Source organism: Paraburkholderia phytofirmans, from assembly GCF_046028095.1.
GTDB classification, from domain to species: Bacteria; Pseudomonadota; Gammaproteobacteria; order Burkholderiales; family Burkholderiaceae; genus Paraburkholderia; species Paraburkholderia phytofirmans_A.
Genome location: NZ_JAQQDJ010000005.1, coordinates 158962 through 170191, shown reverse-complemented (window position 1 = coordinate 170191; position 11230 = coordinate 158962). Strand labels below are relative to the sequence as shown.

Sequence of the window (11230 nt, the reverse complement as noted above, 5' to 3'; positions counted from 1 at the left end):
TGAGTCGATGGCAAATCGTAGGAACCCAATAATATTTTCGCGCTTGCGTATCGCGCCAAATGAACGATAAAGTGCGCCAGGAGAAATGACTCGAGCAATCATCAGCGAAGACTGGAGAGGAGACGCTCAGGATGAAGAAGGTCACGCTCAACGGCAGTTTCCCGATGATCCGCGCCGCGGTCATGGGGCCGGTTGTGCGCGCACTCGACGCATCGGGCGCGCAATGCGACGCGCTACTGGAGGAGTTCGGCATGAGCCGCAAGCTCCTATCGAATCCGTATGAAATCCTGCCGCTTACGCGCTACGTCGCGGCGTTCGAACGGGCCGCGGAGGTACTTGGCGAGTCCGCACTCGGCCTGCGTTTAGGCAGTGAAGTGCAATTGACGGAACTCGGGCCTGCAGGTCTGGTGTTTCTTTCGTCGCCCACTTTGAACGCGGCCATGCGCAAGTTCGTTCTCGCGCTCGCGTCGTGGCAAAACACCACGACCTGCGAATTGCTGCGCGACGACGAATGGCCGATCTGGACCTACCAGATCGCCAGTCCGCAAATCTGGCCGCGCCGGCAGGATGCGGAATACAGCCTCTCGACCATGTGCCACATGGTCCGGCTCGTGCGCGGCGCGACGTGGAATCCGGTCGAAGTGCATTTCGAACATGCCGCGCCCGCCGATCTCAAACCGTATGCGCGCATCTTTCGTGTGCCGGTGCGCTTTCAGCAGCCTTTCAACGGCTTGATTCTGCGGCCGCAGGATCTCGACGCTTCGCTCAAAAGCGCCGACTCGCAGATGGCGCGCATGATGGAGCGCCACGCCACCGATCTGATCGCGCGGGATGCGATGCCACACAGCATTGCCGAGCAGGTTCGCGATCTGGTGACGCGGCGGCTCGCGCGCGAAAAACTGATCGTCGCCGACATTGCGAAGGATCTCGGTCTTTCGCATCGCTCGTTGCAGCGGCACCTCGCGCAAGAGGGCACTTCCGTGCGGCAGATCGTGCGAGAGGAACGGCAGCGCAGCGTCGAAGGCCTGCTCGAACGGGAAGAGCTCACCAATGCGGCGATTGCACGCGCTGTGGGTTATGCGGATGCCACTGTCTTGTGGCGCGCCACACGTAGCTGGAAGAAAAATAACCCGTGACGTGTCCGTGTTTTCTTTCAACGTGAAAGCGTTGCGCGAGAATAGTTCAGGTTCCTAAATATCCGCCGAAAAACGGCCGTATTCGGGCTTCCCCGCATTGGCGCAAATTATCGAAAATTTGGCGCGGTTCGCGAAGTCGCTTTATTTTTTAGCTACCTACCATGCGCTCACACCGAAGCATCGGCGATCGGTCAAACGAGCGTCTGGATCAGCAGTGCAGGGTTCAGGCGAGTCCCGGACTAGCCAACACAACAGAGGCAGCGATGAGTGAACCCTATTCTCCGACCCGAGCGGTCGACGCGGAGAACCCCGTGGAATTGAAAGGCAATACGCTGGGCTTATGGCAGATCGTATTCCTGGTGATTTCGGCGGCCGCGCCGCTGACCGGCATGCTCGGCGCGGTGCCGCCCGCGATCAGTCTCGGCAACGGCGCGGGCATTCCGGGCGCGTTCGTGATTGCCGGCGCGGTGCTGCTGATTTTCAGCGTGGGCTTTGCGTCGATGAGCCGGCATGTGGTGCGCGCCGGTGCGTTTTACGCGTATATCACCGCCGGACTCGGGCGGCCGTTGGGCATGGCGGGCGCGCTCGTCGCGCTGATGTCGTACACGTTCATCCAGATCGCGCTATACGGACTGTTTGGTTTCTTCTGCACGGTGATCCTCTCGCCGCTCCTGCATACCGCGTTACCCTGGTACGGGTATTCGCTGATCTGCGTGGCCGTGGTGCAATTCACCGGCATTCGCGGCATCGATCTGAATAGCCGTCTGCTCGGCGTGCTGATGTGCCTCGAACTGGGCATTCTGCTGGTGCTCGCCATCGCGATCGTCGCGCATGGCGGCGGACCGAACGGGCTCACGCTCGCACCGTTCACACCGCAGCATGTGTTCAGCGGCCACCTCGGCATTGCGGTGATGTTCGCGTTTGCGTCGTTCATCGGCTTCGAAGCGACCGCGATATACGGCAAGGAATGTCGCGATCCGAAGGTGACGGTGCCGCGCGCCACGTATGTGTCCGTGATGCTGATTCTCGTGTTCTTCGCCTTCGTCACGTGGACCATTGTTTGTGCGTACGGCCTTGCCGATGTGGTCACGGTCGCGACCAAACAGCCCGGCGATTTCTGGTTCATCCAGTCCGGCAAATATCTGGGCAATGCAGTCACCACGGTGATGAGCTTCCTGCTGCTCAGCAGTATCTTCGCGAGCCTGTTGTCGTTTCATAACACGCTGGTGCGTTATATCCATGCGCTGAGTCTCGAAGGCATCCTGCCGCAAGTCCTCAACCGTGTGCATGAAAAATATCGTTCGCCGTATGTGGCGAGCTATCTGCAAACGCTCTCCGTGTGCGTGTTGCTCGGCCTCTTTATCACGGCAGGCAGCGACGTGTTCAACGTCGTGTTCAGCTGGAGTTCGGCGCTCGGCACGATCGGCATTGTGATGTTGCAGGCGGTGACGAGTTTTTCGGTGATCGCGTTCTTCCGCAAAACACGCAAGGACACGCGCGTATGGCACTCGTTCGTTGCGCCGCTGGTGGGTGGCTTCGGCCTGTTGTATATCGGTGTGATTCTGGTGCGCAATCTCGACGCGCTCAGCGGCTCCGATAGTCCGATCGTCAAATCGTTTCCCTGGATCGTGTTCACGGTGGCGCTGGTCGGCGTGGTGATCGGCCTCATCCTGCGCAAGAAGCGCCCGGATATCTACGCACGCTTCGGCCAGTAAAAGCAAACCGCGCAAACCGCGCGAACCACGCGAATCGCGCCAACCCGGCGCGACAACCACCTACCTCACCTCTCGACAAGACAATCATGGCAGACACTTTCGTCAAGCGCTCGGCGCTTGCGCTGGCCGCGTTCGGCCTTTCGATGGGCGCGCACGCGCAATCTTCGGTGACGCTTTACGGCACGGTCGACGCCGGCCTCATCTACACGAGCAATCAGCAGACGACGCTCGCCAACGGCAGCACCAACGGACACGCGAACTATCAACTCGGAGGCGGCAATCTGGTGCCGTCGCGCTGGGGCCTGATGGGCACGGAAGATATCGGCGGCGGCACGACGGTCAACTTCGCGTTGGAGAACAGCTTTCTGATCGGCAGCGGCGCGCTGCTGCAATCGAATACGCTGTTCAATCGCAATGCGTGGGTCGGTGTGAACAACGCGACGTATGGCGCGCTGACGTTCGGCCGTCAATACGATCCGTTCTCGGATTACATGGGTGCGTATGCATCGAGTAATAACTGGGCGACGTTGTACGGCTCGCATTTCGGCGACGTCGATAACCTGAACGAGGCGTTCAACTTCAACAATTCGATCAAGTACATCAGCCCGAGCTTTGGTGGTTTCACGGTTGGAGGGTTGTTCAGCCTCGGCGGCGTGGCGGGGAATTTTTCGCAGAACAAGGGCTGGGCGCTGGCGGCGAATTACGCGCAGGGGCCGCTGTCGCTGAGCGCGGGGTATCTGGAGTTGAATCAGCCGTTGCAGACGGCGCTGGGAGGCACGAGCAGCTATATCGGCGACTTCAGTTGCGCGAACGCGGACGCGTCGTACTGTCTGCTACAGGATGCGAGCAAGGTGCGGATATTCGGGGCAGGGGGTTCGTATTCGTTCGGCAAGGCGAACGTGGCGGTGACTTATACGCACACGCGGCTGTCGCAGAGCCAGTACTTTGCGAGCGCGGCACGGCCGGCCGGCGCCGATGTTTCATTCGATATCGCCGAGCTGAACACCACCTATGCGCTTGCGCCGGATTTGCAGCTTGGGCTGGCCTATATCTTCAACGATGTCAAGCCGAGCGGAAGCGGCTCGACCCGCGTGCATCAGATCAATCTCGGAGCGGTATATAGCTTGTCGAAACGGACTGCCGTGTATGCCGTGGCGATTGGGCAGAAGTCTTCCGGTGCCGGGTTAGGGGTTGATCCGGTTACCGGGGCGAGTGAGAACCTGGCACAGATTCCGAACGTGGTGAATTCGGATACCGATAAGCAGGTTTCGGTGGTTGTGGGGTTGCGGCACAACTTTTGAAATCACCCTTTGAACGTCGCCTGCTCGAGAATCATGTCGTAGAGCGCCTGCGCGGCAGGTGACAGCTGAGCGGTTTTGCGCGCCACGAGCACGAGCGTGCGCGACACGGCCGGCTGCGTGAGTTCGACAATGCGCACCGTCGGATACGCGCCTTTCTGCAACGCGAGCGCCGGCACCACCGCTGCACCCACACCCTGCGCGACCAGCCCGACTGCCGTGGAACTGCGCTGCACTTCGTAGAACGAGCGCAGCGCCAGTTGGCTCGGCTCCAGCGCGACGTCCAGTAACGCACGGTTGCCGCTCACCTCGCCGGCAAAGATTAGCGGATACGATTGCAATTGCTTCCAGGCGATGCGGCGCCGCTTTGCCAATGGATGATCCTCGTGGCAAATCAGAACATAGCGGTCCTCGGTGAGCGGCACGCTCGCCAGTTCGGGATGATGTTCGCCGGCGATATTGATGCCGAATTCGACCTCCCGGCGCAGGACGGCCGCTTCCACCGCGGACGACGCGTGATCGAGAATCCTGATGCGGTTATGCGGATAACGCGCCGAATACGCGGCAGATACTGCACGCCGACCGTCGGCACGCAGGCGATCGACACATCGCCGCGGCGCGCCACGCCTGTCTCGCGGATTTCGACTAGCGCATCGGCGAGTTCGCCGAGCAAGCGGCGCGCTTGCGGCAGAAAACCTTGCCCGATTTCGGTGAGCGCCATGGAGCGCGTGGTCCGTTCGATCAGCGTGACGCCGAGATAGGTTTCGAGCTTGCGCAGACGCTGCGTAATGGCCGTTTGCGTGACGTGCAGCGAATCGGCGGCGCTCTGGAAGCTGCCGCGATCCGCGATGGCGACGAACGCCTGAACGCCGAGCGTGTCGATTTTCATCAGTAAAATTGAGGAATCGGAGTGATAAATTCATTTTACTCCGCACGTCGTGCCGCCGAGAATGGGCGGATTGGATCGGTCGGATGCCGCGCAGCTCAGATCGGCCGTCACCGATCCCGCCACCTCGAACACAAGGAGTCCCAGATGACGTCGAACAAGGATTGGCACGCGAAGCAGTATGTGTTGTTCGAAAACGAGCGCACGCGTCCGGTCAGGGATCTGCTGGCGGCTGTGCCTACGGCGGATGTGAAAACCGCGGTGGACATTGGCTGCGGCCCCGGCAACTCGACCGAGACACTCGCGGCGCGCGTGCCGGGCGCGGCGGTCAGCGGCATGGACAGCTCGCCCGACATGATCGCGGCGGCCCGGCAGCGCTTGCCGCAATTCCGCTTCGACGTGAGCGACATCGCCACGTGGGACGCACCCGGACCCTACGATCTCATTCTCGCCAACGCGGTGCTGCAGTGGGTGCCGGACCACGAGCGGCTGTTTCCGTCGCTGCTCGGCAAGCTCGCGCCGGGCGGCAGCCTCGCCGTGCAGATGCCGGACAACCTCGACGAACCCGCGCACCGTCTGTTGCGCGAGATTGCCGTCGATGGCCCGTGGGCGCACAAGCTCGAAGGCGTCGAGCGCACCATGCGCTACGGCGCAGAGTGGTATTACGCGTTGCTCGAACCGCTGTGCGCGCGGGTCGACGTGTGGCGCACCGTCTACCATCACCCGCTCGCGGGTGGCGCGGACGCGGTGGTCGAATGGTTCAAGGGCAGCGCGCTGCGGCCGTTCCTCGCCGAACTCGACGACGCGGAGCAAGCCGCTTTCCTCGGGCGTTACCGCGAGGCGATCGCCGCGGCTTATCCGGCGCTCGCCGACGGCACGGTGCTGCTGCCGTTTCCGCGCCTGTTCATGGTCGCTACCCGCTAGCGGCGCCGGCTCGCGAGCGAGGCGCGGTGCGGTCCGCGAGCGGGCTGCCGTGCCGCTGTGGCGGCGCCGCGCCAGGGTACTCAGGAATTGCCGCGCTTGAATTCTGCGTGATATTGTTCTATCGAAGCGGGGGCCGGCGACACGCCGTCCTCACCGGAACGCAATCCACCGCAGCGAGCGTCGCCATGAGTGATGTACGCCATCATCTGAGTCCACGGGACCGTCTGGAGCTATTGTGCTGGCTCACATGCGGGAGTCTTGGCGCTTATTACCTGAATGAGGACTGGCCCGACGCGGCTTTCCATGTACAGGCCGCGCACAAGTGGCTCGACCGCCGGGCGCGCGAGGCCGACTGGCTGACGGTCGCCAAGCTGACCGCTACCGCGGTGGAGATCGCGCGGCGCCACGCGCAGTTTGTCGAGGCGGACTGGGCGAGAGATGCGGTCGAGGAGATTCTCGATACCGATGAACTCGATCCTCAGGCCCGGCTCGTTCGGCAAGTCATCGCCGATTGTCAGAATGCTCTGGCGGATAAAAGGTTGGCGGATTAGCGTTCCAGTGTTCGCTCGCGCACACACGCCACCAGGTGATTGCCTCGTGCTAAAGCGCTCGCAATCGCATCGCCGCCAGCCGCGCGAGTTTGCGTTGGATTGCCCGTCGCGCGCTCACAGGCACTGCTCGCGCAAACACATCGCCGCATGATTCAGATCACGCTCGATCGCCCGCCGCACGCCGGCCGCATCGCGCGCTTTCGCGGCGTTCAGCAGATCGTCGTGCGCGTCGTTCAGCGTATCGGCGAATAGCGCCTCGCCAAACAGCAGATTCGAAATCGGCCCGACCTGCAGCCACACGGTTTCGATCAACTCCAGCAGCAGCGGCGAGCCGGCCGCCCGGTACAGAATCAGGTGGAATGCCTCATTGGCGTCGAGATAGCTTTTAGCGTCGGCGCCGCGCAACGCCTGCGCCATCTGCGCGTTCAGTTTTTCCAGCGTGTCGAGATCATGCGCCGTGAGATGCGGCACGCCGAGTTCGGCCGCCTGGCCTTCGAGGATCAGACGCACGCGCAGCACATCGTCGAATTGCTCCTTCGATAGATGCGGCACCGTCACGCCGCAATTGGGCACGTTGACGAGCGCCGATTCGGCTGCGAGGCGCTGCAACGCGGAGCGCACCGGCATTTCGCCCACGCCGAGTTCGGCGGCGACGTGGCGGATCTTGATGCGCTCGCCGGGCACGAAGCGTCCGATCGTCAGCCACTGCCGCAGCGTGTCGTAGGTCTGATCCTGCAGCGTGTGATGGCGCGATGTTTTCATAAAACTCGATGCAAAACCCCATGGAAAATGGGGTAAAAAAACCGGCGCGTCGGCGCGAGCTCAGATCAGTTCGCCAAGACACGCGTCGAACGCGGCGATCAGCTTGTCCACGTCTTCCACCGACGTGTCAGGGCACACCAGGATCATGTTGTGAAACGGCGTGATCAACACGCCGCGATTCAGCAGATACAGATGCAAAACGTTTTCCAGCTCCGGATCGAGCTGGCGTCCGGCTTCGCTGCCGTTACGCGGCGGTGTCGGCATGAACTGGAATTCGTTGCGCGCGCCGACGCGCGTCACGCACCACGCGAGGCCGTGCCGCGCGATCGCGTCGCGCAGCCCGCTCTCGATGCGCTCGGCCAGCGCGAACATATGCGCGTAGGCCGCGTCGGTCATCACCTCGGTGAGCGTGGCGCGGATCGCGCTCATGGCGAGCATGTTCGCGGTGAGCGTCGTGCCGATGCCGGAGTGTCCCGGCGGCGCACTGCGCTTGGCCTGTTGCGCACGCGCGGCGAGTTCGGCGCTGAAGCCGTACACGGCGCACGGAAAGCCGCCGCCGACCGGTTTGCCGAGAACGAACAGATCGGGCTCGAGCCCGTGCGCCTTCGTATAGCCGCCGGGGCCGCAACTGATCGTGTGCGTTTCGTCGATGGCGAGCAGCGTGCCGTAGCGGCGCATCAGCGCCTGCGCGTCGCGCCAGTAGTGCGGCTCGGGCAATACCATGCCGATGTTGGTCATCGCGGGTTCGGCGAGTACGCAGGCCACGTCGCAATCCTTCAGTGCGTTTTCCAGCGCGGCGAGGTCGTTGAATTCGATCACGCGCGTGCTGGCGAGCAGGTCGTGCACCTGGCCGATCAGACTGTCGCGCTGTTGCGGCCGGCCGTCGACCAGATCGACGAAGACGTCGTCCACGGTGCCGTGATAGCAGCCGTTGAAAATCACGATCTGCTTGCGCCCGGTCGCCGCGCGCGCCCAGCGCAGCGCGAAGCGGTTGGCGTCGCTCGCGGTCATCGCGAACTGCCAGTACGGGAGCCCGAAACGGCGCGCGAGTTCTTCGCCGACCCACGCGGCGTCTTCGCCCGGCAGCATGGTCGTGAGGCCGCGTTGCGCCTGCGCGGCGAGCGCCCGTGCGACCGGCGCCGGCGAATGGCCGAACATCGCGCCGGTGTCGCCAAGGCAGAAGTCGGCGTAGCGGTGGCCGTCCACGTCAGTGAACGCGGCGCCGCGCGCTTCGTCGACATACAGCGAGAAGGGCGTCGACCAGTCGTTCATCCAGTGCAGCGGCACGCCGAACAGCAAATGGCGCGCCGCGCGTTCGGACAGCGCGCGCGACTTCGGCATGGCCTCGACGAACGCGCGGCGTTCACGCTCGACAAGCGCCTGCGCGCGCGCCCAGTTGATGCCGTGACGGGTATTCAATGGCAATTGCATGCTCTCCAGTCGGGGTATCGGCCGTGCTCCGTGTTCCGCGCTCAGACGAGCAGTTGCAGATGCTCGCGTTCCCACGCGGTGATGCCTTGCGAGAAGGTCTCGAATTCCTTTTCCTTCACCGCGCAATACGCCTGCACGAAGCTTTCGCCGAGCACCTCGGCGAGTTCGCTGCATTTCGACAGCGCCTTGAGCGCGTCTTCGAGACCGCGCGGCAATTCGTATTCGAGGTCGTAGGCGCTTTCGACCATCGGCGCCGACGCTTCCTGCTGTTCCACCATGCCGAGATAACCGCAGGCGAGGGTGGCCGCCATGGCGAGATACGGGTTCACGTCGACGCCCGGCACGCGGTTTTCGAGCCGCCGCCCGTCCGGCCCGGAGTTCGGCACGCGGATTCCGCAGGTGCGGTTGTCGTAGCCCCAGCGCACGTTGATCGGCGCGGCGGTGAAGCGCGACAGGCGCCGGTAGGAGTTCACGTACGGCGCGAACATGGGCATGGCTTGCGGCATGTACTTCTGCAAGCCGCCGATATAGTTGAAAAACAGCGGGCTCGCCGAGCCGTCCGGCAGCGAAAAAATGTTCTGCCCGCTTTCGCGATCGACGATGCTTTGATGAATATGCGTCGCGCTGCCTGGTTCATGCTCCATCGGCTTGGCCATGAAGGTGGCGAAAATGCCGTGACGGAAGGCGGTTTCGCGCACCGCGCGCTTGAACAGGAACACGCGGTCGGCGAGGTCGAGCGCATCGCCGTGCGAAAAGTTGATCTCCATTTGTCCGGCGCCGACTTCGTGCACGAGCGTTTCGACGCCGAGTTGGGTCATTTCGCAGAAGCGCGACAGGTCCTGAAAGAACGGATCGAATTCGTTGACCGCGTCGATCGAAAACGACTGGCGGCCGGCTTCGTGGCGCCCCGCGCGGCCGAGCGGCGGGCGCAGCGGTTCATGCGGATTCTTGTTCTGCGCGATCAGGTAGAACTCCATCTCCGGCGCGACCACCGGGCGCCAGCCGCGCTCCTCATATAGCTGCAGCACGCGGCGCAACACCGCGCGCGGCGAGATGCCGATCGGCTTGCCGTCGAGGCCTACGCAATCGTGAATCACCACGGCAACCTGTTCGATCGCCCACGGCACCAGCCGCACGGTGTTCGGATCGGGTATGCAGACCATGTCGGGATCGCTCGGCCCGACAAAGCGCTCGAAATTCGCGAATTCGCCGTTGACGGTGATCATCAGCAGCGCATTCGACATATGCATCTTGCCTTCCGAGAGAAACAGGTTCTTCGGCACGATCTTGCCGCGCGCGACGCCGGTCATGTCCGGTATCACGCACTCCACTTCATGGATCCGGTGATGTTCCAGGAATTCGCGCAGATCGCCGCGTAGGTCGCTTTGCAAGGTTGACTCCAGTCGGTGGAAGACAGCGGCGCGAGGCGCTTTCGACAACGGAGCGCGCTGAGCCGCCTGTTCGGAAAAGCTGGATTTTTTTGTATCGTGGGATTTGATCAAATCATGACACGGCTTTCGCTTTTTGTAAAACTGGATGAAACCCGCGCGCGCCTCGCAACTTCGCAAGCTCGGTCGAGTTTCTTTTGCTTCAGGCGAAGTCAGTCGAGCGTGACAGCGTCTCCCACTGTTCGATCTCCGCGTTAAGCGCCGCCAGCTTCGTCTTCACCAGGTCGAGCGCATCGTTGCCGAGCAGCAGATGCACCGGCGGATTCTTTGCCGCGACGATTTCCAGCAGCGCCTGCGCCGCCTTGCGCGGATCGCCCGCCTGCTTGCCGCTCTTCGCCTCGCGCGCTTCGCGGATCGGGTCGAACAGGGCGTCATAGTCGGCGATGCTGCGGCCTGCGCGGACCATCGAGCGGCCGGCCCAATCCGTGCGAAACGAGCCGGGGGCGACGGCCGTGACCTTGATGCCGAAGCCCGCTACTTCTTTGGCGAGCGTATCGGTGATGCCTTCGAGCGCGAACTTGCTGCCGCAGTAGTACGCAATACCGGGCATCGTGATGAAGCCGCCCATCGACGTAATGTTGACGATGTGGCCCGAGCGCCGCTCGCGCATGGCGGGCAGCACGGCCTTGATCATCGCGACCGCGCCGAACACGTTGACGTCGAATTGACGGCGCAGATCGTCGAGCGGCGATTCTTCCAGCGTGCCTTCGTGGCCGTAGCCGGCGTTGTTGACGAGGACGTCGATCGGGCCGACCGTTTGAATAATCGCGGCGACGGCGGGCGCGATCGCGTCGAAATCCGTGACGTCGAGCACGACGGCGTGCGCCCGCTTGGCCGCCAACGCCGTGAACGCATCGCGCGCCGCCTCGTTGCGCACCGTGCCGACGACGGTATGGCCCGCGTCGAGCGCCGCCTGTGCGAAAGCGCGGCCGAAGCCGGAACTGACGCCGGTGATCAGAAACGTTTTGCTCATGGTGATCCACTCCTTGATTTAGTCCGTCGTCACATGGCGTGTTCGGTTGAAAACGCGTGGCATCGACGGAAACAGCTCAGGACTGGATAGTAGGAGCAGCAGGGCC

The 11230-nt window shown here is 62.9% G+C and carries 9 protein-coding genes and 1 pseudogene; 5 read left to right on the top strand and 5 right to left on the bottom strand.

Going from position 1 to position 11230, the window contains the following annotated elements; genetic code table 11:
• Positions 1-131: 131 nt before the first annotated feature.
• The 3 genes from PQR54_RS16615 to PQR54_RS16605 all read left to right on the top strand — a co-directional run bounded on the left by PQR54_RS16615 (position 132) and on the right by PQR54_RS16605 (position 4152).
• On the top strand, positions 132-1136 hold the full coding sequence (locus tag PQR54_RS16615; RefSeq protein WP_408247483.1) for an AraC family transcriptional regulator: 1005 nt from the start codon (positions 132-134) through the stop codon (positions 1134-1136).
• 263 nt (positions 1137-1399) lie between these two features.
• Complete coding sequence (locus tag PQR54_RS16610; RefSeq protein WP_408247481.1) at positions 1400-2851, top strand: APC family permease; 1452 nt, start codon at positions 1400-1402, stop codon at positions 2849-2851.
• Positions 2852-2937: 86 nt separating this feature from the next.
• On the top strand, positions 2938-4152 hold the full coding sequence (locus PQR54_RS16605) for a porin (RefSeq protein ID WP_408247479.1): 1215 nt from the start codon (positions 2938-2940) through the stop codon (positions 4150-4152).
• Between the two features lie 2 nt (positions 4153-4154).
• Here PQR54_RS16605 and PQR54_RS16600 read toward each other — a convergent pair.
• Positions 4155-5038: pseudogene (locus PQR54_RS16600) on the bottom strand (LysR family transcriptional regulator).
• 144 nt (positions 5039-5182) lie between these two features.
• Here PQR54_RS16600 and tam point away from each other — a divergent pair.
• Positions 5183-5959: a trans-aconitate 2-methyltransferase gene (gene tam / locus PQR54_RS16595; RefSeq protein WP_408247477.1), complete on the top strand. Its 777-nt coding sequence runs from the start codon at positions 5183-5185 to the stop codon at positions 5957-5959.
• Between the two features lie 185 nt (positions 5960-6144).
• Positions 6145-6510 (top strand): hypothetical protein, encoded by a 366-nt coding sequence (locus tag PQR54_RS16590; RefSeq protein ID WP_168793855.1) that lies wholly within the window; start codon positions 6145-6147, stop codon positions 6508-6510.
• A 114-nt stretch (positions 6511-6624) separates the two neighbouring features.
• On the opposite strand, the gene PQR54_RS16585 is transcribed toward PQR54_RS16590, so the two are convergent.
• From PQR54_RS16585 to PQR54_RS16570, 4 genes are all read right to left on the bottom strand, one after another.
• Positions 6625-7272, bottom strand: coding sequence for a GntR family transcriptional regulator (locus tag PQR54_RS16585; protein WP_408247475.1), 648 nt, complete (start codon positions 7270-7272; stop codon positions 6625-6627).
• 60 nt (positions 7273-7332) lie between these two features.
• A complete protein-coding gene (locus PQR54_RS16580; RefSeq protein ID WP_408248060.1) occupies positions 7333-8691 on the bottom strand; it encodes an aspartate aminotransferase family protein in 1359 nt (452 codons plus the stop codon).
• Between the two features lie 53 nt (positions 8692-8744).
• Complete coding sequence (locus PQR54_RS16575) at positions 8745-10094, bottom strand: glutamine synthetase family protein (RefSeq protein ID WP_408247473.1); 1350 nt, start codon at positions 10092-10094, stop codon at positions 8745-8747.
• Positions 10095-10293: 199 nt separating this feature from the next.
• The gene (locus tag PQR54_RS16570) at positions 10294-11124 is read right to left on the bottom strand and encodes an oxidoreductase (RefSeq protein WP_408247471.1); all 831 of its coding nucleotides are present in this window, start codon (positions 11122-11124) and stop codon (positions 10294-10296) included.
• Positions 11125-11230 lie beyond the last annotated feature (106 nt).